The organism is Rhizobium sp. YS-1r, assembly GCF_000757525.1.
Taxonomy (GTDB): Bacteria; Pseudomonadota; Alphaproteobacteria; order Rhizobiales; family Rhizobiaceae; genus Neorhizobium; species Neorhizobium petrolearium.
Map to the genome: position 1 here is coordinate 51,940 of NZ_JPYQ01000013.1, position 26,291 is coordinate 78,230.

Annotated in this window: 24 protein-coding genes; 7 read left to right on the forward strand and 17 right to left on the reverse strand. The window is 62.1% G+C overall.

Translation table 11 applies throughout. The features are described 5' to 3' along the window. Window positions 1–215: 215 nt before the first annotated feature. From cysS to rpsF, 16 genes are all read right to left on the reverse strand, one after another. Complete coding sequence (gene cysS / locus JL39_RS12260; protein WP_037150483.1) at window positions 216–1,658, reverse strand: cysteine--tRNA ligase; 1,443 nt, start codon at window positions 1,656–1,658, stop codon at window positions 216–218. Window positions 1,659–1,966: 308 nt separating this feature from the next. After that, the gene (locus JL39_RS12265; RefSeq protein ID WP_037150484.1) at window positions 1,967–2,344 is read right to left on the reverse strand and encodes a hypothetical protein; all 378 of its coding nucleotides are present in this window, start codon (window positions 2,342–2,344) and stop codon (window positions 1,967–1,969) included. A gap of 124 nt (window positions 2,345–2,468) precedes the next feature. Continuing rightward, entirely contained in the window at window positions 2,469–3,044 is a 576-nt protein-coding gene (locus tag JL39_RS12270; RefSeq protein WP_037150486.1) for a DedA family protein, read from the reverse strand. A 101-nt stretch (window positions 3,045–3,145) separates the two neighbouring features. After that, window positions 3,146–3,886, reverse strand: a complete 741-nt coding sequence (locus tag JL39_RS12275) for an SDR family NAD(P)-dependent oxidoreductase (RefSeq protein WP_037150488.1) — start codon at window positions 3,884–3,886, stop codon at window positions 3,146–3,148. A gap of 94 nt (window positions 3,887–3,980) precedes the next feature. Beyond that, window positions 3,981–5,483 carry an amidophosphoribosyltransferase gene (gene purF, locus JL39_RS12280; protein WP_037150490.1) on the reverse strand — a complete coding sequence of 501 codons (1,503 nt, stop codon included), beginning with the start codon at window positions 5,481–5,483 and terminating at the stop codon, window positions 3,981–3,983. Window positions 5,484–5,634: 151 nt separating this feature from the next. Continuing rightward, entirely contained in the window at window positions 5,635–6,222 is a 588-nt protein-coding gene (locus JL39_RS12285) for a CvpA family protein (RefSeq protein WP_037150492.1), read from the reverse strand. A gap of 83 nt (window positions 6,223–6,305) precedes the next feature. Continuing rightward, window positions 6,306–7,709 carry a DNA repair protein RadA gene (gene radA, locus JL39_RS12290; RefSeq protein WP_037150494.1) on the reverse strand — a complete coding sequence of 468 codons (1,404 nt, stop codon included), beginning with the start codon at window positions 7,707–7,709 and terminating at the stop codon, window positions 6,306–6,308. 107 nt (window positions 7,710–7,816) lie between these two features. Then, window positions 7,817–8,977 (reverse strand): alanine racemase, encoded by a 1,161-nt coding sequence (gene alr / locus JL39_RS12295; protein WP_037150496.1) that lies wholly within the window; start codon window positions 8,975–8,977, stop codon window positions 7,817–7,819. Window positions 8,978–9,173: 196 nt separating this feature from the next. Beyond that, window positions 9,174–10,580, reverse strand: a complete 1,407-nt coding sequence (locus JL39_RS12300; protein WP_037150498.1) for an adenylate/guanylate cyclase domain-containing protein — start codon at window positions 10,578–10,580, stop codon at window positions 9,174–9,176. Between the two features lie 237 nt (window positions 10,581–10,817). Continuing rightward, window positions 10,818–12,320 (reverse strand): replicative DNA helicase, encoded by a 1,503-nt coding sequence (locus JL39_RS12305; protein ID WP_037150500.1) that lies wholly within the window; start codon window positions 12,318–12,320, stop codon window positions 10,818–10,820. 218 nt (window positions 12,321–12,538) lie between these two features. Then, window positions 12,539–14,590, reverse strand: coding sequence for a TRAP transporter permease (locus JL39_RS12310; RefSeq protein ID WP_037150502.1), 2,052 nt, complete (start codon window positions 14,588–14,590; stop codon window positions 12,539–12,541). Between the two features lie 97 nt (window positions 14,591–14,687). Beyond that, a complete protein-coding gene (locus JL39_RS12315) occupies window positions 14,688–15,635 on the reverse strand; it encodes a TAXI family TRAP transporter solute-binding subunit (protein ID WP_227705091.1) in 948 nt (315 codons plus the stop codon). Between the two features lie 254 nt (window positions 15,636–15,889). After that, window positions 15,890–16,468, reverse strand: a complete 579-nt coding sequence (rplI, locus tag JL39_RS12320) for a 50S ribosomal protein L9 (protein WP_037150506.1) — start codon at window positions 16,466–16,468, stop codon at window positions 15,890–15,892. 21 nt (window positions 16,469–16,489) lie between these two features. Beyond that, window positions 16,490–17,464 carry a membrane protein gene (locus JL39_RS12325; RefSeq protein ID WP_037150508.1) on the reverse strand — a complete coding sequence of 325 codons (975 nt, stop codon included), beginning with the start codon at window positions 17,462–17,464 and terminating at the stop codon, window positions 16,490–16,492. A 161-nt stretch (window positions 17,465–17,625) separates the two neighbouring features. Continuing rightward, window positions 17,626–17,874: a 30S ribosomal protein S18 gene (gene rpsR / locus JL39_RS12330; protein WP_037150511.1), complete on the reverse strand. Its 249-nt coding sequence runs from the start codon at window positions 17,872–17,874 to the stop codon at window positions 17,626–17,628. A gap of 22 nt (window positions 17,875–17,896) precedes the next feature. Next, entirely contained in the window at window positions 17,897–18,364 is a 468-nt protein-coding gene (gene rpsF / locus JL39_RS12335; RefSeq protein ID WP_037150513.1) for a 30S ribosomal protein S6, read from the reverse strand. A gap of 473 nt (window positions 18,365–18,837) precedes the next feature. On the opposite strand from rpsF, the gene JL39_RS12345 reads away from it, so the two are divergent. Both JL39_RS12345 and JL39_RS12350 read left to right on the forward strand, forming a co-directional pair. Beyond that, window positions 18,838–19,245, forward strand: coding sequence for a thioredoxin family protein (locus JL39_RS12345; protein ID WP_037150516.1), 408 nt, complete (start codon window positions 18,838–18,840; stop codon window positions 19,243–19,245). A gap of 3 nt (window positions 19,246–19,248) precedes the next feature. Next, a complete protein-coding gene (locus JL39_RS12350; protein ID WP_037150519.1) occupies window positions 19,249–19,968 on the forward strand; it encodes a cytochrome c biogenesis CcdA family protein in 720 nt (239 codons plus the stop codon). A gap of 45 nt (window positions 19,969–20,013) precedes the next feature. Here the strand turns inward: JL39_RS12350 and JL39_RS12355 are convergent, their stop codons facing one another. Continuing rightward, window positions 20,014–21,057, reverse strand: coding sequence for an aldo/keto reductase (locus JL39_RS12355; protein ID WP_037150520.1), 1,044 nt, complete (start codon window positions 21,055–21,057; stop codon window positions 20,014–20,016). Between the two features lie 164 nt (window positions 21,058–21,221). Between JL39_RS12355 and fabD the strand changes: the two genes are divergently transcribed. The 5 genes from fabD to mltG all read left to right on the forward strand — a co-directional run bounded on the left by fabD (window position 21,222) and on the right by mltG (window position 26,260). Beyond that, entirely contained in the window at window positions 21,222–22,178 is a 957-nt protein-coding gene (gene fabD / locus JL39_RS12360) for an ACP S-malonyltransferase (RefSeq protein ID WP_037150522.1), read from the forward strand. A 111-nt stretch (window positions 22,179–22,289) separates the two neighbouring features. After that, a complete protein-coding gene (gene fabG / locus JL39_RS12365) occupies window positions 22,290–23,027 on the forward strand; it encodes a 3-oxoacyl-[acyl-carrier-protein] reductase (RefSeq protein ID WP_037150525.1) in 738 nt (245 codons plus the stop codon). A gap of 287 nt (window positions 23,028–23,314) precedes the next feature. Beyond that, a complete protein-coding gene (locus JL39_RS12370; RefSeq protein ID WP_003502080.1) occupies window positions 23,315–23,551 on the forward strand; it encodes an acyl carrier protein in 237 nt (78 codons plus the stop codon). 123 nt (window positions 23,552–23,674) lie between these two features. Beyond that, entirely contained in the window at window positions 23,675–24,937 is a 1,263-nt protein-coding gene (fabF, locus tag JL39_RS12375) for a beta-ketoacyl-ACP synthase II (protein ID WP_037150526.1), read from the forward strand. A 126-nt stretch (window positions 24,938–25,063) separates the two neighbouring features. Continuing rightward, window positions 25,064–26,260 carry an endolytic transglycosylase MltG gene (gene mltG / locus JL39_RS12380; RefSeq protein WP_037150528.1) on the forward strand — a complete coding sequence of 399 codons (1,197 nt, stop codon included), beginning with the start codon at window positions 25,064–25,066 and terminating at the stop codon, window positions 26,258–26,260. The last annotated feature ends 31 nt before the right edge of the window (window positions 26,261–26,291 follow it).

Genomic DNA, 26,291 nt, shown 5'->3' on the forward strand with positions numbered 1-26,291 from the left:
GGCTGGCACCCCCCTCTGCCCTGCCGGGCATCTCCCCCACAAGGGGGGAGATCGGCAAGACGCGCCAGCTTCCCGAAAAACAGACCACCTTGGTTGTCTGCACGGCAAATCGGGACCTTTGCTGAGGGCGAGGCATGGCTATTATCCAATCTCCCTCCTTGTGGGGGAGATGCCCGGCAGGGCAGAGAGGGGTATATGCCGCAAGGGCGCCCATCCTACCGCTTCACCTCCCATTTGGTCACCCGTTCGCCGGTCGCGGGGTCCTTGCCGTCCTTGAGCTGGATACCCTCGGCGGAAAGCGTGTCGCGGATCTTGTCGGCCTCGGCAAAATTCTTCGCCTTGATGAGTTCGAGGCGCGCCTTGACGCGCTGATCGATCTCGGCGGCGACGGCCTCGTCCACTTCATCAGCTTCTACTTTCAAGCCTAGAAGTCTCAAAGATTGCCGAAACTCAGCTAGGCGCTGGTGATGGCTTGGCTCTTTTTGACGCTCTCGGTTAGAAAGAATCGTTACCTGTTCGTGCAGCGATCTAACGGCTTGAGGAGTGTTTAAATCGTCTGCAAGAGCATCCAGAACATCTGGATGAGGCGCACGTGGATTATAATCAGGCGTGAAACCTCTTTCATCCGCAGCGAATGCCCATGTGGCAAATTTCGCAAGTGCGCGTCTCGCTTCCAAAAGTTTCTCAACTGTAAAGTCTATCGGTTGACGATAGTGCGTCATCAGCATGGCGAGCCGGAGCACTTCGCCCGGCCATTTCCGGCCGCCGAAGGTTTCGCTGTGCAGGAGATCGTAGATGGTGATGAAATTGCCTTCCGACTTCGACATCTTGCGGCCTTCGACCTGCACGAAGCCGTTATGCATCCACACATTCGCCATCACCTGCGTGCCGTGGGCGCAACGCGATTGGGCGATCTCGTTCTCATGATGCGGGAAGATGAGGTCAAGCCCGCCGCCATGGATGTCGAACACCTCGCCGAGATAACGTTGGCTCATCGCCGAGCACTCGATATGCCAACCCGGACGGCCGCGGCCCCAGGGGCTCTCCCAGCCGGGCTCGTTGTGGGAGGAGAGCTTCCAGAGGACGAAATCGCCGGGATTCTTCTTGTGCGCATCGACGGCGACACGGGCGCCGGCCTGCTGCTCGTCGAGCGGGCGCTTGGAAAGCTGGCCGTAGTCGCGCATCGATTTCGTGTCGAACAGCACTTCGCCGGCCGCCACATAGGCATGGCCGCGCGCGATCAGTTCCTCGATGATCTCGATCATCTGGGAAATATTGTCCGTGGCGCGCGGCTCGACGGTGGGCATGAGGCAGCCGAGTGCGGCCACATCCTCGTGATACTGCGTCTCGGTCCGTTCGGTGACGGCGCGGATCGCCTCGTTGAGCGGCAGGCCGGGATGGTCACGCAGCGCCCGGGCATTGATCTTGTCGTCCACGTCGGTGATGTTGCGAGCATAGGTGACGTGGTTTTCGCCGTAGACGTGGCGCAACAGCCGGAAGAGCACGTCGAAGACGATTGCAGGACGTGCATTGCCGATATGGGCGTAGTCGTAGACCGTCGGGCCGCAGACATACACGCGCACGTTCTGCGGATCGATCGGCGAAAACTCCGCCTTCTCGCGGGTCAGCGTATTGTAGAGCTTGAGCGTGACGCTCATCGAAAAATCTCCCAAGGCAAGCGGCCGGCAGAGCAGGATGCCGAAAAGTGTATGCGGTTTTCGGCCGACATCCCGCTCCGATCATTCGATAGGGAGCCGGATGATTTCGGGTTGAGACAACAAGAAATCATCCGGCTCCGGCCGGGTCGTTTGTCTTCAAGGCTTTTCGAGAGACGAAAACGGCCGGGCCAGCGGATGCGCTAGCGAATAATGATCCCGCAAATGGAAATCGCCGTTTTCATGTACGAGGTTATGGCGCGGGCGGGAACTTTGGTCAAGAGGCCTTGCCCGCGCCACGGGCGAATGCGTCAGGCTTTGTGGCCGATACCGTTCTTGAAGACGATAACCAGGAAGATCAGCATCGAGATGACGGTGAGGATCGAGCCGATCGCGGCCAGCGCCTCGCCGCCGGTGGAGACCGCGATCGCAATGCCGGGCACCAGACAGAGAACGCCGAGCACGGCGAAACCGAGATGGGCCTTCGACAGCATCGTGCCGGCGGCATTCGGCGTTACAGTGTAATAGAGGCCGAAGAGGCCGAGCGTCGTCCAGCCGACGAGATTCAGGTGTGCATGTGCCGGCGCCATCGTGTGATTGTGCGAGATCGACATCTGGATGCCCCAGAACATGCCGACGGTGACGCACAGCACCGCCGCGCCGAAGAAATAGAATGCGATATTTTTCATGCGATATCCCCCAAAGGCGTGATTCCTGCGTCCCACCGCAGGCGCCACAGCATAGCGGAAATCAAGCAAGCGGAATACGGGGCGTGCGCGTGGTGATGGCATCAACCCCGTGGGTAATATGGCCTTACGCGCGCCTTGAAGGGCGTGTGAGGTATTTCTTCGTCAGGATGGCAGTCGCGGCGATCAATACGGCAACGGCCGCGAGCGCGATCAACAGATGGATGTGGAGGTGCAGCCGGCCGAAAACGGCTTCGACGACGTTGCCGAGAAGAAAGCCGATTGCGGTGATGACCGTGCCCCAGATACTTGCGGCGACCAGGTTGAGCGCCAGAAACCGCAGTGCCGATACGGAGGAAAGGCCGATCGCGACCGGACTGATGATCCGGATCCCGTAGATGAAGCGGAAGGACAGGATGAAGCCGGTCGGATAGGTTTCCAGAAGGCGGGTGACGCGCCGCATCATGTCGGAGGCGGTGAATGTCTGGACGAAGCGAAGCCTGCTCGCGTATCGTCCGGCGAGGAAGAAGAACTGGTCGGCGACGAAAGAACCGAGCGATGCGGCCACCGCCGCCTGCCAGTACGGCATCAGGTGGCGATGCGCGAAGATTCCGCCGAGGAATGCGACCGTCTCACCCTCGGCTCCCGCTCCGACGAAGACCGCGAGCGCTCCGTATTGCGTGATGAATTCTTCAAGCGACAATGGAGGAAGCGTCCCAGTACCCAATCGATGTCGCGCAAATTAGGTCCCCCGCTTCGAAGCTGCAAGCAGGAATGGTCCCTGCTCGCGATGGTTAGACCGTCTCACTCCGGCGACTTGAAATCCACGAACCGGTTCTCGCGCACCACGAACAGCCGGCCGCTCTCCTTCATGTCGGGGGAGGCGAGGAAGAGGATTTTCTCGGCAACTTCGGAAGGATGCGGCAGCGTTTCGGGATCCTCCCCCGGTACCGCCTGGGCGCGCATCGCCGTGCGGGTGGCGCCGGGATTGACGAGATTGACCTTGAGCGGTGTATGCGCGGTCTCCTCAGCCCAGATGCGGCCCATGTTTTCGACCGCTGCCTTGGACATCGCATAGGCGCCCCAGAAGGCGCGGGGATTGCTGGCGACACCCGACGACAGGAGAATGGCGCGGCCCGCATCGGATTTGACGAGCAGCGGCTCGACCGAGCGGATCAGCCGCCAGGTGGCCGTCACGTTGGTGGTCATCACCTTTTCGAACACCTTGGCCTCGATATGGCCGAGCGGCGAGATGACGCCGAGGATGCCGGCATTCGCGACGAGGATGTCGAGCTTACCCCAGCGCTCGAAGATCGAAGCACCGAGCCGGTCGATCGCCGCCATATCGGTAAGGTCGAACGGGACGAGGGTGGCTGTGCCGCCGACCGCCTTGATCGCATCGTCGAGTTCCTCCAGCCCACCGACGGTGCGCGCGGTGGCGATCACATGCGCGCCGGCCTTTGCGAGCGCGAGCGCCGTGAAATAGCCGATGCCCCGCGACGCGCCGGTGACCAGCGCGATCCTGTTCTTCAAATCGATGTTCATCTGTTCACCTCACGGTCTCGCGGCATAAGAAGAAGGCTGCGTTGCCGCAGCCTTCTAAAGCGTTTGCCACTGAATGCAAACCGGTCCGTTTGCCTCAGCCGTTGCTGGCGAGAACCGAAACCTTGCGACCCATCGTCTCGCCATCCTTGTCGAGCAGGCGGGTGGGATAGGCGCCGGTGAAGTAATGATCGGTGAATTGCGGGCGTGCATCGTTGCGGTCCTCGCCGCCGACGGCGCGGTAGAGGCCGTTGATCGACAGGAACTCGAGCGAATCCGCGCCGATATATCGGCACATGGCGTCCAGGTTGTCGTATTGGTTGGCGAGAAGCTTTTCCCGGTCCGGCGTGTCGATGCCGTAGAAATCCGGGTAGTAGATCATCGGGCTCGCGACGCGGAAGTGTACTTCCCTGGCGCCCGCATCGCGGATCATCTGGACGATCTTCAACGAGGTCGTGCCGCGCACGATCGAATCGTCGACCAGCACGACGCGCTTGCCCTCGATCATCGCACGGTTCGCGGAATGCTTGAGCTTGACGCCGAAGGCGCGGATCTGCTGTGTCGGCTCGATGAAGGTGCGGCCGACATAGTGGTTGCGGATGATGCCGTATTCGAACGGAATGCCGCTTTCCTGCGCATAGCCGAGCGCCGCCGGCGTGCCGCCGTCCGGTACCGGCACCACGACGTCCGCTTCGACCGGCGCCTCCTTGGCGAGGTTGATGCCCATGTTCTTGCGCGCGACGTAGACGCTGCGGCCGCCAACGACCGAGTCGGGACGGGCGAAATAGACGTATTCGAAAAGGCAGAGGCGTTCCGGCTGTCCGTTGCCGGCCTTGCGGGCGTCGATGGTGATCGAGCCGTCCGGCTGGACTTCGCAGATGATGACCTCGCCGTTTTCCACGTCGCGGACGAATTTGGCGCCGATGATGTCGAGTGCGCAGGTTTCGGAAGCGAAGATCGGCTTGCCGTCGAGCTCGCCCATGACGAGCGGGCGGATGCCGATCGGATCGCGCGCCGCGATCAGCTTGGTCCGGGTCATCGCGACCATTGCGTAACCGCCTTCCATCTGGCGGATCGCATCGATGAAGCGGTCTGCCGTCGAGGTGTAGCGTGAGCGGGCGATGAGGTGGAGCACCACTTCAGTGTCGGAGGTCGACTGACAGATGGCGCCGCCGGCGATCAATTGCCGGCGCAGGGTCAGCCCGTTGGTGAAATTGCCGTTATGGGCGATCGCGATGCCGCCGACTTCGAGCTCGGCGAAAAGCGGCTGAACGTTGCGGAGCGCCACCTCGCCGGTCGTCGAATAGCGGTTGTGGCCGATGGCGATATTGCCGGGCAGGCGGGCAAGCGTGACTGGATCGGTGTAGTGGTCCCCGACAAGCCCCATGCGGCGTTCCGAATGAAAGCGCAGGCCGTCGAAGGAGACGATGCCGGCCGCCTCCTGGCCGCGATGCTGGAGCGCGTGCAGGCCGAGCGCCGTCAGCGTCGCCGCTTCGGGATGGCCCAGGATGCCGAAAACGCCGCATTCTTCGCGAAGCGTATCGCCATCCCATTCATGGACGCTTTTTTCGTCAAACGTCTCGGAAACCGGCTCGCTCATCTTGGCCCCTTATCCTTCGGACAACCGTCCCTGTCGGAAAAATGGAAAGGCCGGCCGGGGAAAACCTCCCCGGAACCCAGCCCGCTCTCACCTGAATTCGAATGTTACCACAAATGGTGATGTTTTGCGCTGCATCAAGCGCAACAAAGCGTCAATTATTTGTCGCAGGCGCATCCTCTGCCGGCGGCTGGTCCTGTCCGGCGGCGCCCTCGGCGGGCGCTGCCTCGCGGCCCAGGATGCGTGCGCGGATCTGCGGCTCGATATCGTCGGGCAGCACGGCTTCGAGGCGCGCGACGAGCGTGTCGAGGAAAGGCTTGGATTTCGCCTGCGTGACCCAGGCCGGCTGCGCATTCGCGGCCACGAGCCAGTTCCAGAAAGCGACGGCGACGACGAGCAGCAGGATGCCGCGGGCGGCCCCGAAGAGGAAGCCCAGCGTCCGATCCAGCGCGCCGACGCGGCTGTCGATGATGAAATCGGCGACGCGGGTCGTGATGAACGAGATGACGATCAGCGCGATCAGGAAGATGATGCCGGCGGACGCGGCAATCGCGATGCGGTCATCCGCGGTGTAGTTCTTCGCATAGGGAAGAAGCAGCGGATAGAGGTAATAGGCGGCCGCGACGGAGCCCACCCAGCTTGCGATCGACAGCACCTCCCGCGAAAAGCCGCGAACCATGGCGAGCACGGCGGAAAACAGCGTCACGCCGATGACGATACCGTCGAAAATCGTAATGGGCATATATTACTCCAAGACTTGCCGGATTATGCCGGCGCCCCGCCTCAAGGCAGCCGTCATACAACAGCGGACCTGTTAACGGAAGATCAATCATCTTCCGGTGCTTGCCGTAACCTTGCCGATGAGCCTGCGATGCGTGCCACCAGGTCCGGCAGGTCGTCGATCTCGGTCCAGCGACCGCCCGTACCTTTCGGCACTTCGGCGGATGCTGCCGGCAGCATGGCCCCGGCAAAACCAAGTTTCTCAGCCTCCTTAAGGCGTTGCGCCGTTTGTGAAACCGGCCGCACCGCCCCTGAGAGGCTGATTTCGCCGAAATAGACGCAATCGGCGGGCAGGGCAAGACCGGCAAGCGAGGAGACCAGCGCCGAAGCGACGGCAAGGTCGGCCGCCGGCTCGGAGATGCGGTAGCCGCCTGCCACGTTCAGATACACATCATGCTGGCCGAGCTTCACGCCGCAATGGGCCTCCAGCACGGCGAGAATCATCGAAAGCCTGGAGGAATCCCAGCCGACCACCGCACGGCGCGGTGTTCCGAGCGAGGTCGGCGCGACCAGCGCCTGCACCTCGACAAGCACGGGCCGCGTCCCTTCCATGCCGGCGAAGACGGCCGCGCCCGGCGCCTTTGCGTTGCGTTCGCCGAGGAAGAGTTCGGACGGATTGGAGACTTCGCGCAAGCCCTTGTCGGACATTTCGAAGACGCCGATCTCGTCGGTCGGGCCGAATCGGTTCTTGACGGTCCGCAGGATGCGGTAGTGATGGCCGCGGTCGCCCTCGAAATAGAGGACTGCATCGACCATGTGCTCGACGACGCGCGGGCCGGCGATCTGGCCTTCCTTGGTGACGTGCCCGACGAGAACCATGGCCGCACCCGTCTGCTTGGCGAAGCGGATCATCGCCTGCACGCCGGTGCGCACCTGGGTGACGGTGCCCGGTGCCGAATCAGCGGTGTCGCTCCAGAGCGTCTGGATCGAATCGATGATGACGAGATCGGGCCGCTTGCCCTCGGAAATGGTGGCGAGGATGTCCTCGACATTGGTTTCGGCGGCGAGCAGCACTTCGGTATTGGCGGCATCCAGCCTCTGAGCGCGAAGCCGCACCTGCGCCACGGCCTCCTCGCCCGAAACATAGATGATGCGATGCCCGCGGCGGGAGAGGGCCGCCGCCGCCTGCATCAGCAGCGTCGACTTGCCGATGCCGGGATCACCGCCGATAAGCACGGCCGAACCGCGCACGAAACCGCCGCCGGTCGCCCGGTCGAGTTCGGAAATGCCGGTATGGATGCGCGGCGCCTGTTCGGTCTCCCCGGAAAGCGTGGTGAGTGCCACCGCACGGCCCTTCTTCGGTGCGCGGCCGGGACCGCCGCCGATGCCGCCCATCGGGTCTTCCTCGACGATCGTGTTCCATTCGCCGCAGCCATCGCACTTGCCGGCCCAGCGGCTGTGCACCGTGCCGCAGTTCTGGCACACGAATTGGGTCTTGGGTTTTGCCATGAAATTGAGTTGCCGTCTTCAAACACTCACAAAATCCGCCAAGAACAAAAGCGGAACATTTGTTCTTGTACTCCGGAAATATCACTGCTGGCAAGGAGGAGTGGAAACTATTCGGGATAGATATACCGCCGCTCGTAGCGCAACCCGAGGCCGGTCAGGAGTTCGTAGCCGATCGTGCCGGCGGCCCGCGCCACGTCGTCGAGAGGCATGTTGGGACCGAAAAGCTCGATATAGTCGCCGGTGCGGATATCGGATGCCGGAACATCCGTCACGTCGAAGATCGTCAGGTCCATGGTGACGCGGCCGATCACCGGCACCCTGTGACCGGCGATGAAGCCGAAGGCGCCGGAAGAGCCGCCGGTGCGGATCGGCACGCCCGAGCCGGAGAGAGAGCGGAGATAGCCGTCGGCGTAACCGGCCGAGACGATGGCAAGCCTGCTCTCGCGCGAAAGCTGATGGGTGGCGCCGTAGCTGACCGTGCCGCCCGCGGCGGCGTCGCGGACCTGGATGACCCGCGCCTCCGCCTTCACCACCGGCTTGAGCGGCATCATGCCGCCGACGGATTCGCCGCCATAAAGCGCAATGCCGGGGCGGGTGAGGTCGAAATGATATTCGGGGCCCAAGAAGATTCCGGCGGAAGCCGAAAGACTTGATTCGATGCCTTCGAAGGCGGCGCTAACCTGCTGGAACAGTTCGAGCTGCTGCCGGTTGAGGGGCGAGGCCGGGTTGTCGCCGCTGTGAAGATGCGACAGCACCAGAACCGGCGAGAAGCCTGCGGGCCGCGAGACGTCGCCTGCAAGGGCAAGCGCATCCTCGAATGAAAGGCCGAGCCGATTGAAGCCGGTATCCACCTGCAGGGCGCAGGGGTGGTCTCCATGTTCCGATACGACCGACATCCAGAAGGCAAGCTGTTCTTCGGAGGCCAGCACCGGCACGAGGTCGTTCTCGAAGAACATCTGCTCCTGGCCGGGCCAGATGCCGGAAAGCACGTAGATGCGGGCGTCTGGCGCATAGCTGCGCAGCGTCACGCCTTCCTGGGCGACCGCGACGAAGAAGTCCCGCGCGCCGGCTTCATAAAACGCCGTGCCGCAATCCTCGATGCCGAGACCGTAGGCGTCCGCCTTGACGACAGCCGCGGTGCGCACCCTTCCCGAGCGTCGTTGCATCTCCCGCCAGTTGTCGGCAAGCGCTGCGAGATCGACCGTCAGCCGGACGGGCGCGACGTCGAAATCGCCGGAGGGAGAAGGGTCGCTGTCGAAATCGGTCATTTTACACGTCGGCCATGCTGAGGAATGTTCCTGCGATCCTATCCGTTTCGAAGGCGGGAAAAAGGCCGCCATGCGAAAAACCTTCGCACTGCACAATCTTTTAGGGCGAGAGCATCCGTATTGGCCTTGGGCAGCCACCAGGCATGAACGGACGCGGGATTCCCGTCATGCTGCTCCGATCGAGCAGATCCGGAGATCAAGACAGGGCGAAGATCTTCACTTCCTTTTCGACGCCCTGAAGTTCCTCCATTCGAAACACTGACGCAATGCCGTTGTTTCTCAAGATCTCTGAAACCTGGGCGTTTTCGACGACGGCCTCCGTGGTGAGGATCACATAGGGATCGGCAAGGCCCTGTACGCGGGAGGCGATATTGACGGTCTGGCCGAAATAGTCCTGCCGGTCGTTCAGGTTGACCGCGAGGCATGGCCCCTCATGGATACCGATCTTCAGGAGAAGGTCCTCGCGACCGTGCTCGGCATTCAGCCGAAGCATCGCTTCCCGCATCCGCAGCGCGGACGCCACCGCACGATCCGGGCTCGAGAATGTCGCCATCACGGCGTCGCCTATGGTCTTGACCACCGCTCCGGATTCCGTGGCGATGATCTCGTGAAGAACCTTGAAATGTGCTCTCACCAGATCGAAGGCGGCCAGATCTCCGACGCGCTCGTAGAGAGCGGTTGACCCCCTTAAATCGGTGAAGAGGAATGTCAGGCTGGTGATCCTGAGGCGCTGGTCGATATCAAGCGTGTCGGTCCGATAGATGTCCCGGAAGCTCTGGTTTGTCAGAAGTCGCTTGGCTGTCAGGAACGGTCGCCTGCGGCCCAGCAGGTCGTGCAGCTGCTCTCCGGCGATGCAGACATTGGGGAGCACTCTGCGGTCGGTGTGATTCTCGATCGTGAGCCGCAGTAAGCCGGGACGGAGGGTAAGCGTTTCGTTCGGTGCATAATCCCGACTGATGAACATTGAGAGGTTCTGACGTTCGTCGGTGGGCTCACCCTTCACGTCGATGAACTGCGCTGAATGTGTCACGGCATCGAAGATGATGACGAATTGCGCCGGCAGTTGGAGTGAGACGAAAGCCTTCTCGCCCGGATCCAACTCGATCATCTCCAGTAGAATGCGTGCGAAGCTCGCTTCCAGGTTCTCGGGCAGGTCGACTCCCGAGCTGAAGAATATCTGACGGTAGTATTCAAGCGGAGGCAAGCGGTCGGGCTCGTGGGCAGCAATGCAGCGCACTCTCGGGCTGACCGTGAACGTCACCTCGACCATCTCGTCGAGAGTTGGCTCATATCCGGCCGCGCAGAGCGCGCAATGGTACGTTCCCCGATCGACCGCTTTCAAGTTGGCGCCGGTTTCAAGGACGCCGCCGCATCCAGGGCAGAGGACATTCCAGGTCATCTCGAATGTGCCTATGCGCGCCGCATGGAGAAACGCCGCGATCGTTTTTTCTTCATCGAGATGATGGGTGTCGGCGAAGGCAAACACATTGATGCGGTTGAGATCGCGATCCGAGCCATGCATGACCACTTGCTCGATACACTCAACCGCCTGCGGGTCAGCCGCCTGTCGCAGGGCTGCAAAAAGCACGTCCACTTCGCTCATCGGACAAGTCTCTGGCGCGGAGGCCATGGCGGATGATGTCCGCAATGACGCATTATACCACGGGAATTCCCGTGATAGAACCTTGATGCCTGGACGCCTGCTCCCCGGGACGATCTGCTTGGGCTTCCTGCAGTTTCCCTATCCCGGCAATCCTTGCGGATGTGTCTTGGGTTGAGCTTCGGTCTGCTGGCTTTTGCTACACAATGCAGCCCAGGCGGGGTAGAGCGCCGAACCCGATCAATGCTCTTCGTACTGGGTGAAGCTCGGGTCGGCCAGATCGGCGAAGCGGGTGTATTCCGACTGGAAGGCGAGCTTGACGGTGCCGGTGGGTCCGTGGCGCTGCTTGGCGATGATGACGTCCGCCGTGCCCTTCACCTTGTCCATATGGGCTTCCCATTCCGGATATTTCGGATCGGCCGGATCGCGTGGTTCCATGTTCTTGACGTAGTATTCCTCGCGGAACACGAAGAGCACCACGTCGGCGTCCTGCTCGATCGAGCCGGATTCGCGAAGGTCGGAGAGCTGCGGGCGCTTGTCGTCACGGCTTTCGACCTGACGCGAGAGCTGCGACAGCGCGATGATCGGCACGTTCAGTTCCTTGCCGAGCGCCTTGAGGCCGGTGGTGATCTGGGTGATTTCCTGCACGCGGTTGTCGCCGGATTTTCCGGCGCCGGTCATGAGCTGGATATAGTCCACCACAAGGCAATCGAGGCCGCGCTGGCGCTTCAGGCGGCGGGCGCGGGCAGACAGCTGGGCGATCGAGATACCACCGGTCTGGTCGATGAAGAGCGGCACCTTCTGCATCATCTGGCTGCAGGCGACGAGCTTTTCGAAATCGGCCTCGGTAATGTCACCACGGCGGATTTTCGACGACGAGACTTCCGTCTGCTCGGAGATGATACGGGTTGCGAGCTGTTCGGCCGACATTTCGAGCGAATAAAAGCCGACGACGCCGCCATTCTTCGCCTTGAACGTTCCGTCCGGCATGACCTCGGGCTCGTACGCGGCGGCGATATTGTAGGCGATGTTGGTGGCGAGCGAGGTCTTGCCCATGCCGGGACGCCCAGCGAGAACGATCAAGTCTGAGCGCTGCAGCCCGCCCATCTTGGCATCGAGCGACATGATGCCGGTCGAAATGCCGGAGAGATGCCCGTCGCGCTCGAAGGCGGCACCCGCCATGTCGATCGCCAGCGCCACCGCGTCGTTGAAGGACTGGAAGCCGCCGTCGTAGCGGCCGTTCTCGGCAAGCTCGAAGAGGCGGCGCTCGGTATCCTCGATCTGCGTCTGCGGCGGCATGTCGAGCGGCGCGTCATAGGCGATGTTCACCATGTCCTCGCCGATGGTGATCAGCGCGCGCCTGAGCGCCAGATCGTAGATCGCTCGGCCGTAGTCCTCGGCATTGATGATCGACACGGCTTCGGCCGCGAGACGGGCGAGATATTGCGCCACGGTCAAGTCGCCGACCTTCTCCTCTGCCGGCAGGAAGGTCTTGATCGTCACCGGATTGGCGGTCTTGCCCATGCGGATGATGTCGCCTGCCACCTCGAAGATCTTACGGTGCAGGGGCTCGTGGAGGTGGACGGGCTTCAGAAAATCCGAGACGCGATAATAGGCGTCGTTATTGACCAGGATCGCGCCCAAAAGCGCCTGTTCGGCTTCGATATTGTTCGGAGCTTCGCGGTAATGGGGTTCCGCATCCTTGTTGCTGAGCGCTGTCAGCTTGCGTGCGACGTCCTGCATGTCTTCCAATCATGTATTTTTTGAATCGGGCGCGATCCTACAGCACTTTGCAGACGATGGACGGGCGATCCCGGCAGAATCTTCAGAATCCATCGATCTCCACAGTCATCGCTTGAGCTTGTGGATAAAACGCACCGAACCGAACAAGATGATTTGACCGTGGCAAAACTGTTCAACCCTTTGCCACGGCCATGAAGAATAGGTCTTCTGCAGATTCGCTACAAGGCGGGTTGCATGCGATGGCCGGCGAACTGGTGAAGAAGCACGGGAACGATCAACGCCAATCCGATCAGCGACGACATCAGTTCCGGCACCACGAGAAGGACTGCCGCGATGACGAGAAGCAGCCGCTCCCAGGCTGCCGTCCTGACGAGCAGCCATCCCGAAAGCGCCGAACCGAGGCAGGTGATGCCGAGCACACAGCCGATGAAGGCGATGAGGAAGTTGCTCCAGGTGAAATTCGCGGTGACCAGCAGCAGCGACGGAGAGAAGACGAAGACGAACGGCACCAGAACCTTGCCGAGCCCCAGCCGGAAGGCCGTGTTGCCGGTCTTGAACGGATCGGCGCCCGCCATGCCCGCCGCCGCGTAGGCCGCGAGCGCCACGGGCGGCGTGATGTCGGCAAGCACGCCGTAATAGAAGACGAAGAAATGCGCGACGATCGGCTCGACCCCGAGAAGTCCGAGCGTCGGGGCGGCGATCGTCGCCATGATGATGTAGTTCGCCGTCGTCGGGATGCCGCAGCCCATGAGGATGCAGACGACACCGGTCATAATGAGCGTGAAGAGCAGCGTCAGCGTCTGCGGCCCGAACCAGGCGGCCGGCACGAGTGTGCCGACGAAGGTAGCCATCTGCGCGGCGGTCGAGGTGACGATATAGGAGATCTTGAAGCCGACGCCGGTCAGCGTCACGACGCCGACGATGATGCCGACAGTCGCTGCGGCGGCACCGACGGCGAGCGCATATTTGGCGCCGTCGCGCAAGCCTTCGAACACTTCCGTGAAGGACATGCGCCGGCGCGGGTTGAGGAGGCCGACGGCGACGCAGAGCGTGATGCCCCAGAAGGCCGCGAGATAGGGCGTATAGCCGGAAAGCAGCACGCCGATCAGCACGACGAGCGGAATGACGGTCGGCCAGTCGCGCTTGAATGCCTCCTTGAGATCAGGCAGTTCCTCGCGCGTCATGCCGCGCAGGCCATTGCGCTTGGCCTCGAAATGCACCTGGATCAGCACGCCGAAGAAATGCATGAAGGCCGGCACGATCGCGGCAAGAATAATGGTCGTGTAGGGCAGGTTCAGGAATTCGATCATCAGGAAGGCGGCCGCGCCCATGATCGGCGGCGTGATCTGCCCGCCCGTCGAGGATGCCGATTCCACCGCCGCCGCAAAGGTCCGCTTGTAGCCGAGCCGGATCATCGCCGGGATCGTCAGCGATCCGACCGTGACGGTATTGGCGACGGACGAGCCGGAGATCATGCCGAACAGCGCCGAGCCGAAGATCGACACCTTGGCAGGCCCGCCGGCATAACGCCCCGCGACCCAGGCGGCGCAATCGAGAAAGAGCTGGCCAAGCCCGATGCGGGTCGCGAATACGCCAAACAGGACGAAATGGAAAACATAGGTCGCGACGACCCCGAGTGCGATGCCGTAGATGCCCTGCGTCGTGAGATAGAGGTGGTTGATGAGCTGCGAGAACGTGGCGCCCGGATGCACCAGGATGCCGGGCATGGACGGTCCCCAGATGGAATAGGCCATGAAGAGAAGGGCGATGATCGGCAGCGGCCAGCCGACGGAACGGCGGGTCGCCTCCAGCAGCACCAGAACCAGGATGCCGCCGAGCACCACGTCGGTCGTCGTCGGGTTGCCGACGCGGAAGGCGAGGTCATCCAGCGGAATGAAGGGGACATGCAGCACGGCGACCACCGCGCCGGCCGCCAGCGCCCAATCGATCAGCGAAATCCCGAGCGGGCGGACGAGGCTCGATTGCGCCGGCTGGTCGTATCCGCGCCGCGTGAACGGGAACACGAGGAAGATCAGCCCGAGCACAAAGGAGAGGTGGATGCCGCGATGGACGACTTCCGAAAGCAGGCCGAAACCGGCGGTATAGTAGTGGAAAATGGAGAGCGTCACCAGCAGCACGCCCACCAGGCGGGCGGCCGTCGGCGAGAGCGGCCGGAAGCGGATCTCCGAGTCGAACTTCTCCTCCAGTTCGCGCGCCTTCGCCTCGTCCAGTTCCAGGGGAGCAATCTTGCCCTCGTCGTCCGCCGCCATGTCGTTTTTCCCTTGATATATTTATCTTTTCCAGACGGAAAACGGCGGTCCGCCCGCTGCCGACCGCCGCCATTCCAGTCAAGGAGAGATATCGTCCTTACTTGAGGACGCCGGCTTCCTTGTAGAAGCGCTCGGCGCCCGGATGCAGCGGAATGCCGAGGCTGGTAACGGCATTCTGCAGCGTGATCATCTTGCCCTTCGCGTGGCCGGCGTCGAGTGCAGCGCGCGTCGCATCGTTCCACATCACTTTGGTGATGTTGTAGACGAGATCGTCAGACTGCTTGGCGCTGGTGACCCACTGGGCCGCGACCGAGATCGTCGGGGTTTCGCCGACCCCCTGATAGGTGTCTGCGGGGACGGTATCCTTCGAGAAGAACTTGTATTCCGAAAGCATCTTGTCCGCTTCCGGACCGGTGATCGGCACGAGCGAAATGCCGGCCGAGGTGGCGAGTTCGGAAATCGCTCCGGTCGGATAGCCGCCGACGAAGAAATAGGCGTCGAGGCCGCCGTCGCGCAGGCGCTCGCCGGCTGGACCGGGCTTCATGTGCTCGGCCTTGATATCGCTTTCGCTGAGGCCATAGGCTGCGAGCACGATGCGGGCATCGACGATCGTGCCCGAGCCGGGTTCGTCGATCGAGACACGCTTGCCCTTGAGATCGGCGACGGACTTGATGCCGGCGTCCTTGCGGGCGACGAGATGGATGGTTTCCGGGTAGAGCGTCGCGATCAGGCGCAGGTCCTCCACCTTGCCCTTGCCCTCGTAGAGGCCGGTGCCGCTATGGGCCCAGTAGGCGACGTCCGACTGGGAGAAGCCCGATTCCATCGAACCGCCCTGAATGGCGTTGATGTTTGCGACGGAGCCGTTGGAGGCGACGGCTGTCGCCACGAGGCCCTGGACGCCCTTGTCGCCGGCGCCCGAAATCGCGTTGGCGATGAGGCCGCCGATCGGATAGTAGGTGCCGGCCGTGCCGCCCGTGCCGATCCGGAAAAAGGCCGGTGATTGAGCTGCCGCGAAGCCGATGCCTGCAGCCGCGAGGCCGATCATGGCGCCGATCGCGAGGAGGTTCTTTCTGATGGTCATTGTTTCTCCCTTTCTCTTGTTTCGGTCACCATGAAGAAAGTCAGGCTTGCATGTCAACCACTTCCGGCTGTCGTTCACGTCTTCCTGCTTTGCGCAGGAGGCCATGACGGCCGGCATGGCTACTCATGCAGCCTGGCTTGCCGAAGTCTCGTAGAGCTTCGATAAAAAAGCCCCCGGCGTGAGCCGAGGGCCTGATAAACCTGCAATCCGAAATGCGATCAGGCTTCTTCGCCTTCTTCGCGATCGGCATCCGGATCGAAGAAATCTTCCGGACGCAGTGCATCCTCATCGACGCCGTAGATGGCGTCGACGGAGGTAAGGCTCTCACCCTTGGCCTGGCGCCCTGCTTCTTCCGGCGAACGGGCGACGTTCACTTCGACGGCGATCTCGACTTCCGAATGCAGGTGCAGCGTGACCTTGTGCAGGCCGATCGCCTTGATCGGGTGGTTGAGATCGAGCTGGTTGCGGCCGATGTTGAAGCCTTCGGCGGCAAGTGCATCGATGATGTCGCGGGCAGCGACAGAACCATAGAGCTGGCCGGTTTCGCCGGCGGCGCGGACGATGATGAAAGACTTGCCGTCGAGCACTTCGGCAACCTTCTGGGCTTCACCCTTGCGCTCCAGGTTGCGGGCTTCGAGCGTGGCGCGCTCGGATTCGAAACGCTTCTTGTTGGCGTCATTGGCGCGCAGCGCCTTGCCCTGCGGCAGCAGGAAGTTACGGGCGTAACCGTCGCGAACCTTCACGACTTCGCCCATCTGGCCGAGCTTCGGTACACGTTCAAGCAGGATGACTTGCATGTTTGGTTTCCTTTCTAGGTCTCAATTCTTGTTTTCGTCGGGATTGATCGGGCCTCTTGCCGGCGTGAGCGCGATCGTCCGCCGCGTGTCGGACAGGCCGAGCACGAGGACGATGATTGCCGGCAGGAGAAGCATGGAAGACAGGTAGCAGAGGACGAGGACCGGCAGCCGCCAGTCCTTGCCCTGGCTGCGGAAATGGATCGAGGCGAAGCCTGCCATCAGGAAGCCGGCGCCGAACGTGCCGCAGATCACGGCGCCGATCATCGCCGGAACACCGCCCACGAAGGTGAGCACGATGCCGGCGAGGAAGATGAAGATCGCATGGCGGTTCATGCGAAGCGCGGAGGGCATGTCCTCGCGGGGGCGCAGAGCCCGGCCGGAACGGGAGACGATGCGCACGGCGATATAGAAGGCCGCAAACAGAAGCATGACCCAGATGCCACCCTGTACCAGCGGCAGCATCAGCACGATCATCGCCTTGGTCTGCGCCAGGCTGGCCGCGTCGGGCGTGAAGGCGGGTTCCTGGGTCTGCAGGGACGACATCATCGCATCGACCATCTGGCCGGTAAGTTCCGGGCCGTAGCCGATCACCACGCCGAGCGCGATGACGGCGATCGTCACCAGGCCGCAAAGATGCAGCAGGATGTCCGAAATCGGATACCAGGCCATCAGGTTGTCCGGACCGCCGAGTTCGGTGGCCGGGCGCGCCAGGTTGGCGAGGTGGCTGAGCCAGCCCGCCGGGATCAGGGTGAAGATCGCCATGGCGAGCGCAAAGAGCGGCGAAACCAGGACGGCGCCGAGGGCGGCTGCCGTCACGATACCGACGATGGCGGCGCGATTGCCCCAGCCGAGGCCGGCGATCAGAATGGGAAGTGCGGAGGCGGCATAAAGAAGCGACGCAAAGGACGACTGTGCATTCGCACCCAGCACCAGCAGGGCGGCGGCAATGCCGGCAAGGATGCCGATCGGCAATATGCTTTGTTTCTTGGTCGTCACGGTCTCGCTGTCCTGCCATTCAAGCAGTTAGGGGAGGCAACCTGAATCTCTGTCTCAGGTCCTTCATCCCCAACATGGGATTTGTCGGAGTTCCGATCCGCGCCCATCGCGGAAGGGAGATCCGACCCTCTGGTTTGGGACCGGAGGGTCGGAAATTCACATTACGCTACGACGTAAGGCAGCAGGCCGAGGAAGCGGGCGCGCTTGATCGCCTGGGCGAGTTCGCGCTGCTTCTTCTGGGAAACGGCCGTGATGCGGGACGGAACGATCTTGCCGCGCTCGGAAATGTAGCGCTGCAGCAGGCGCACGTCCTTGTAGTCGATCCGCGGCGCATTGGCGCCCGAGAACGGGCAGGTCTTGCGGCGGCGGTGGAACGGACGGCGTGCCGGGGAGGAGGATACGTCAGCCATGGTGTTTTCTCCTTATAGCCGATTACGCTTCACGCGGCGGGCGCGGGGCGCGCTCGAAGCCGCCTTCACGCGGCGGGCGGTCGCCGAATTCACGACGCGGCGGGCGGTCGCCGAATTCGCGGCGCGGGCCACGGTCGTCGCCATCGCGGCGCGGACGGTCGTCGCGGTCACGCTTCTGCATCATCGCAGACGGGCCTTCCTCATGCTTGTCGACGGCGATCGTCATGTAGCGGAGGACGTCTTCGTTGATGCGCATCTGGCGCTCCATCTCATGCACGGCGGCAGCCGGAGCATCGATGTCCATCAGTGCGTAATGAGCCTTGCGGTTCTTCTTGATGCGGTAGGTGAGGGACTTGAGGCCCCAGTTTTCTACGCGCCCGACCTTGCCGCCGTTAGCTTCGAGGACGCCCTTGTACTGTTCGACGAGGGCATCAACCTGCTGCTGCGACATATCCTGCCGGGCAAGGAATACGTGTTCGTAAAGAGCCATGTAAGCTTTGCCTTTTCTTGCGGTTGTGTATCACCCGGACTCGGCGGCTAAGCCTCAACGACTGCTCCTGAAAGACTGAAAAGCCAAGCAAGAAAAGTTGTTTGATCGAGACGGTCGAGAGCGGAGACACGGGAGGCTTGGACCTTGTGGTCCCTGCGGTTTCCCTCGGGAAACCTGCCCTCCGTTCAGCCACCAGCCAGAAGACCGGGTGTTTCGAACAGCGCGCTTATACGGATTTTTGGGCGGATGGCAAGGGGCGTGGTGAATTGCCTCCCGACGGGCGGCGGATTTGCGTGACGTCATGTGATCACGGCCTTGTGTTCGGCGAAATGTAACCTGAGCCCCGCGCGATGCGTAACCGGATTGACGCCAGGCAGAAGCCACATCCTGACCGGTTTCCGCTGACGTCCGGATGGCTGCCGTTTTGACCTGAAGTGTCAACGGAGCCGGGGCTGAACCATTGGAGGGTGAACATGAGAAATATTGTGCGCTCGATGCGGATTTTAAGCGCGTCGGCATTCGTTCTGCTGGTTTCGACGGCGGCCGGCGCCGTTGAGCTGAAAGGCTACGACCAGAAATCGTTCGAGGCCGCTCAAAAGGCAGGAACGCCGATCATTGTCGATATCTGGGCAAGCTGGTGCCCGACATGCGCGGCGCAGCAGCCGATCATCGAGAAGCTGACCTCTTCATCCGATTTCTCGGACCTGACGATTTTCCGGGTCGATTTCGACAAGCAGAAGGACGTCGTCAGATCCTTCAAAGCTCAAAGTCAGTCGACGCTCATCGCCTTCAAGGGCGATAGCGAGACCGCCCGCTCGGTTGGAGATACAGATGCCAAGTCGATCGAGAAGCTGTTCAGATCCACATTGAAGAAGAATTAGGCCATGGGCACATCACTGGTTTTCGCCGCCCTCGCGGGTGTGCTGTCGATCCTCTCGCCCTGCGTTCTGCCCCTGGTTCCGATCGTTCTCGCCAGTGCGACGGGCAAGCACCGTTACGCCCAGGTGGCGCTCGCTTCGGGACTGGCCGGTTCATTCGTTGTGATCGGCATGTTCGTGGCGCTTGTCGGCTTTGGCCTCGGGCTCGATCTTGTGTTCTTTCGCCAGATCGGCGCGTTGGTGATGATCCTGTTCGGCGTGGTCCTCCTGGCCCCGGCTATGCAGGTTCGCCTCGCCGCCGCAGCGGGGCCGGTGGGCAACTGGACGGAGCGCCGCTTCGGCGGCTTTGACGACCGGGGTTTGACAGGCCAGTTTCTCGTCGGGGTCCTTCTGGGCGCGGTCTGGAGCCCGTGTGTCGGCCCGACGCTCGGCGCGGCGTCGCTGATGGCGGCGCGCGGTGAGAACCTCGGTGAGGTTTTCCTGACCATGGCGGCATTCGGACTTGGCGCGGCAGCCCCGCTTCTTCTGCTCGGACGGCTGTCGAGGGATATCGTGCAGCGTTGGCGCGACCGGATGCTGAATTTCGGCAAGATTGCCAAGGGCTTTCTCGGCATGGTCCTGCTGGTGGTCGGCTTCGCCGTCCTGACGGGCGTGGACAAGACCATCGAGGCGGCGCTCGTCGCGGCATCTCCGGACTGGCTGACGCGGCTCACGACGAGCTTTTGAGAGCCGGACCCGTCCCACGTCGCAAGGCGGGTCTGCCTGTTCCGCTTACAGCGTCATGGGATATTGCCGATAAACCCCGGCAATATCCTTCGTCACGTCTTCGGAGAGCCTCACTTCCGCCGCGCCGATATCCGTCTTCAGTTGCGCCATCGAGGTTGCGCCGATGATGACCGAGGCCATGAAGGGGCGCGAGAGGCAGAAGGCGAGCGCCATCTGCGCCATGTCGAGCCCGTGTTTTTCCGCGACCTTCGCATAGGCTTCCACGGCCGGCTCCTGCATCGGCTGCAGGCGGCCGCCGAGGTCCGTATTGATCGTGGCGCGGGAGCCCGCAGGGCGTGCGCCGTTCCGGTATTTGCCGGTGAGGATGCCGGCGGCGAGCGGCGAATACGCCATCAGCCCGATATTCTCGTGATGTGCGACTTCCGCAAGGTCGGTATCGAACTGGCGGTAGAGCAGGCTATATTCGTTCTGGATCGAGGCGACGCGCGGCAGGCTCTTTTCGTCCGAAAGCCTGAGGTATTTCAGCGTACCCCAGGCGCTTTCGTTGGAAAGGCCGATCGCGCGGATCTTGCCCGCCTTCACCAGATCGCCGAGTGTCTCGAGGATTTCGGCGATCTCGACCGCCGCCTTCTCCCGATCCTGAGCGAAGGCGTCGAAGGACCATAGATTGCGAAAATGATAGGTGCCGCGGTTCGGCCAGTGGATCTGGTAGAGGTCGAGATAGTCGGTCTGCAGGCGTCTCAGGCTGGCATCGAGCGCCTCGCGGATCGTCGCGGCCGAGATATCGCGGCCGCCGCGGATATGCGGCCGGCCGCTTCCGGCGATCTTGGAGGCGAGGATGATGTCCTTGCGCTTACCGCTCTTCCCGAGCCAGGTCCCGATGATTTCTTCCGTACGGCCGTAGGTTTCGATGCTGACCGGCGTCGTCGGGTAGAGTTCGGCCGTATCGAAGAAATTCACGCCCTGGTCGAACGCATGATCCATCTGCTCATGGGCTTCCGCTTCCGTATTCTGCGTGCCCCAGGTCATAGTGCCGAGGCAGATTTCGGACACGGTGATATCCGTGCGGCCCAGTCTCTTATATTTCATGAAAGGAATCCTGATCTTGGAAGGTCGGCCGGACTTTAAGCGGGATTTGACATAGCGCAAGGGGGACAACCGGGCCTCGGGAACCTTCGAGATTGGCCTTGCCCTTGACTCAGGAAGCCCAAATGTGAATGGAGAGGCAAACATAAGGGAAGGAAATCATCCCCATGGGCACTTCAGCGAGCATCGCATTCACATTCCCCGGTCAGGGCAGCCAGTCCGTCGGCATGGGCAAGGAGTTGGCGGACGCTTATCCCGAAGCCCGCGCGGTTTTCCAGGTGGTCGACGATGCGCTCGGCCAGAAGCTCTCCGATATCATGTGGAACGGGCCGGAAGAGACGCTGACGCTGACGGCCAACGCGCAGCCGGCGCTGATGGCCGTTTCGATGGCTGCGATCCGCGTCATGGAAGCGCGTGGGTTGAACCTTGTCGAAAAGGTCGCCTATGTGGCCGGCCATTCGCTCGGCGAATATTCCGCGCTCTGCGCGGCGGGCACCTTCTCGCTTGCCGATACCGCCAGGCTGCTCCGCATCCGTGGCGACGCCATGCAGACGGCGGTGCCGGTAGGGCAGGGCGCCATGGCGGCAATCCTTGGTCTGGAGCATGGCGATGTGGAAGCCGCCTGCGCCGATGCGCGTGATGCCGGGGTCTGCCAGATCGCCAACGACAACGGCGGCGGTCAGCTCGTGATTTCCGGTTCGAAGGCGGCCGTCGAGAAGGCGGCGGCGCTCGCGACCGAAAAGGGTGCCAAGCGCGCCATCATGCTGCCGGTCTCCGCGCCGTTCCACAGCGACCTGATGGCACCGGCCGCCGATGCCATGCGCCATGCGCTGGACAGGGTGGAAAAGAAGAACCCGGTCGTACCGGTCGTCGCCAATGTCCGCGCGGCACCCGTCTACGATGCAGACGAGATCGCCAAGCTGCTCGTCACCCAGGTGACCGGCCAGGTGCGCTGGCGCGAGACGGTGGAGTGGTTCTCCGCCAATGGTGTCACGACGCTTTACGAGATCGGTTCGGGAAAAGTGCTGACCGGCCTTGCCCGCCGCATCGACAAGAATATTTCCGGCATTGCCATCAATACGCCAGCCGATATCGACGCGGCGCTCGCCGCTATCCTCGGCTGATTGGGAAAAGCGAATAACGAATAGGGAGTGGCGAATAGTAAAGAGATGGCGATGATGCGATGAAAAACTATTCGCTACTGGCTATTCGCTCCAAAAAAGAGGAACACCACCATGTTTGATTTGACCGGCCGCAAGGCATTGGTGACGGGCGCAACCGGCGGCCTCGGCGAAGAGATCGCCCGCATGCTGCACAAGCAGGGCGCCGTGGTCGGCCTGCACGGCACGCGTGTCGAAAAGCTGGAGGCGCTGGCCGCCGAACTCGGTGACCGCGTCAAGATTTTCCCGGCCAACCTTTCCGACCGCGCCGAGGTAAAGGCGCTCGGCGAGAAGGCCGAAGCCGAACTCGGCGGGGTCGACATTCTCGTCAACAATGCCGGTATCACCAAGGACGGCCTCTTCGTGCGGATGAGCGACGAGGATTGGGATTCGGTACTCGAGGTGAACCTGACGGCGGTCTTCCGCCTGACCCGCGAACTCACCCATCCGATGATGCGCCGCCGCCATGGCCGCATCATCAACATCACCTCCGTCGTCGGCGTTACCGGCAATCCGGGCCAGGCGAACTACTGCGCCTCCAAGGCCGGCATGATCGGCTTTTCCAAATCGCTGGCACAGGAGATCGCCACCCGCAACGTGACTGTCAACTGCGTCGCACCGGGCTTCATCGAGAGCGCCATGACCGGCAAGCTCAACGACAAGCAGAAGGAAGCGATCCTCGGCGCGATCCCGATGAAGCGCATGGGTGCGGGTTCGGACATCGCCGCGGCGGTGCTTTATCTCGCTTCCGACGAGGCGGGTTACGTCACGGGCCAGACGATCCATGTCAACGGCGGCATGGCGATGATCTGAGCCGAGCCGGGAAGGTTCCAAAATTCCGTTGCAATCGGTTGTTGGCGGCGGTGGAATGGAACAAATTCTGGCTTTGCGGAACAGTCAAACCGTGTTAAGCGGGCCATGACTGTGAGAAGTCACCCTGAAATGCAGGCCTTCATATTGCGTGAGCAAGACATGATTGGAGCCTGACGAGGGGCGAACAGGTTTGCCGGCATCGGCCTTGCGAAGGCGGCGATTGCAGGCTTTAACAGGATGCGGATGCCAAGCGGGCATCCGATAAGACAAAGGTCGAGGAAACCGACATGAGCGATATCGCAGAACGCGTGAAGAAAATTGTTATTGACCATCTCGGCGTCGATGCCGACAAGGTTGTTGAAGGCGCAAGCTTCATCGACGATCTTGGCGCAGACTCGCTCGACACCGTCGAACTGGTCATGGCTTTCGAGGAAGAATTCGGCGTCGAAATCCCGGATGACGCTGCTGATTCCATTCTGACCGTCGGCGATGCCGTGAAGTTCATCGAGAAGGCCCAAGCCTGATCGATCCGATAGACTAGGGATAAAGCCGCAAGGCAAATCCCGACAACGGCCCGCTCGCACGGGCCGTTTCAGCAACTGGGGGCTTGCCCCTGGAACATGAAAATTCAGGGTGGAACGCTGGCGATGAGACGTGTCGTTATCACCGGTACCGGCATGGTATCTCCTCTTGGGTGCGGAACGGAAGTGAGCTGGCAGCGGTTGCTTGCCAGCCAGAACGCTGCCCGTCTCGTGACCGAGTTCGAAGTCGAGGACCTTCCCGCCAAGGTCGCTTGTCGTATTCCGACAGGCGATGGCTCCGATGGCACCTTCAATCCCGACGACTGGATGGAGCCGAAGGAACAGCGCAAGGTCGATCCCTTCATCATTTACGGCATGGCTGCCGCCGACATGGCGCTTAAAGATGCCGGCTGGCATCCTCAGACGGACGAAGATCAGATCGCCACGGGCGTGTTGATCGGTTCCGGCATCGGCGGCCTCGAAGGCATCGTGGAAGCCGGCTACACGCTGCGCGACAAGGGCCCGCGCCGTATTTCGCCCTTCTTCATCCCCGGCCGCCTGATCAACCTCGTCTCCGGCCAGGTGTCGATCCGCCACAAGCTGCGCGGCCCGAACCATGCCGTCGTCACGGCCTGTTCGACCGGCGCACATGCGATCGGCGACGCGGCCCGGCTGATCATGCTCGGCGATGCCGACGTGATGGTCGCAGGCGGCGCGGAATCACCGATCTGCCGCATTTCGCTCGCGGGCTTCGCGGCCTGCAAGGCGCTGTCCACCAAGCACAACGACGATCCTGAGAAGGCCTCGCGCCCTTATGACCGCGACCGTGACGGGTTCGTCATGGGCGAGGGCGCCGGCATCGTCGTCCTGGAAGAGCTGGAACATGCCAAGGCGCGCGGCGCCAAGATCTATGCCGAAATCGTCGGTTACGGGCTTTCCGGCGACGCTTTCCATATCACCGCGCCGTCGGAAGACGGCGACGGGGCCTATCGCTGCATGACCTCGGCCCTGAAGCGGGCCGGTATTTCGGCATCGGACGTGGATTACATCAATGCCCATGGCACGTCGACCATGGCCGACACGATCGAGCTTGGCGCGGTCGAACGGCTCGTCGGCAATGCGGCGTCGAAGATCTCCATGTCATCCACGAAATCGGCGATCGGCCACCTTCTGGGGGCTGCCGGCGCCGTCGAGGCGATCTTCTCGACGCTGGCGATCCGCGACAATATCGCGCCGCCGACGCTCAACCTCGACAATCCCGATGTCGAGACGGCGATCGACCTCGTGCCGCACAAGGCGCGCAAGCGCGAGATCAATGTGGCGCTGTCGAATTCCTTCGGCTTTGGTGGCACGAACGCCTCCCTCGTGCTGCGCCGTTACGACGCGTAGTCGAAGCGCTGCTTTTAATGCGGCTGGACTTTCGGGTCCGGCTCGTATCATCTTCTGGACCTGTTTTTTGCCGCATTGCTTGGCCAAACAGCGGTCGAACGTGTTTGAGTCTCTTGGGGGGCGCGGTTGAGCGATACGAATCATGTCAATGAACAGCCTCCCGGCAATGGCAGGGGGCCGATCATTCCGAAATCGCCGAATGAAGCCCTGAAGCCGGAGCGCGTGCCCGAGCCGCCGCGCCGGTCCAAGAAGGCGCGCAGCCAGCTCGTCATCTTTTTGAATTTCGTGATGACGATGGTGGTGGTCATCTGCGTGGCTGCAGTCGCCGGCTTCTACTACATGATTTCGGCCTTCCAGGAGCCCGGCCCGCTGGAGGCGAACACGCATTTCATGGTTCGTCCCGGCGCAGGTTTGGCCGAGATCGCCACCAATCTCGAGCGCAACGGCATCGTCTCCGATGCCCGCATCTTCCGCTACGTAACGGCCACCTATCTGCGCAGTGGCGAGACGCTGAAGGCAGGCGAATACGAGATCAAGGCGCATGCGTCCATGAAGGACATCATGGACGTCCTGGAATCGGGCAAGTCGATCCTGTATTCCGTCGTGCTGCCCGAGGGCCTGACGGTCCGGCAGATGATGCTGCGGCTGGCGGAAGATCCGGTGCTGGAAGGCGATCTGCCGGCCGAACTGCCGCCGGAGGGCAGCCTGCGCCCCGATACCTACAAGTTCTCGCGCGGCAGCAAGCGGGCCGATATCATCCAGCAGATGCGCGTGGCGCAAGAGAAGATGATCGACCAGATCTGGGAAAAGCGCGATCTGGACCTGCCGATCAAGACGAAAGAAGAGTTCGTCGTGCTCGCCTCGATCGTCGAGAAGGAGACGGGCAAGGAAGACGAGCGCGCTCATGTCGCATCCGTTTTCATCAACCGGCTGCAGAAGGGCATGCGCCTGCAATCGGACCCGACCATCGTCTACGGACTTTTCGGCGGCGAAGGGAAGCCGTCCGACCGGCCGATCTTCAAGTCGGACCTTGCCAAGCCGACGCCCTATAATACCTACCAGATCAAGGGCCTTCCGCCGACGCCGATTTCCAATCCCGGCCGTGCTGCGTTGGAAGCAGTCGCCAACCCCTGGCGCACCAACGACCTTTACTTCGTAGCCGACGGCACCGGCGGCCATGTCTTCGCTGCGACGCTGGAGGAACACAATGCCAATGTCCGTCGTTGGCGAAAGGTGGAAGCCGAGCGCGCGGCCAACCCCGACATCGCCGTGGACGGCCAGCCGGACGGCGAGGAAGCGGAAAAGCCGCCGAAGAGCAACTGACCGCTTGTTTTTAGGCCGCAGATTGTGGCCT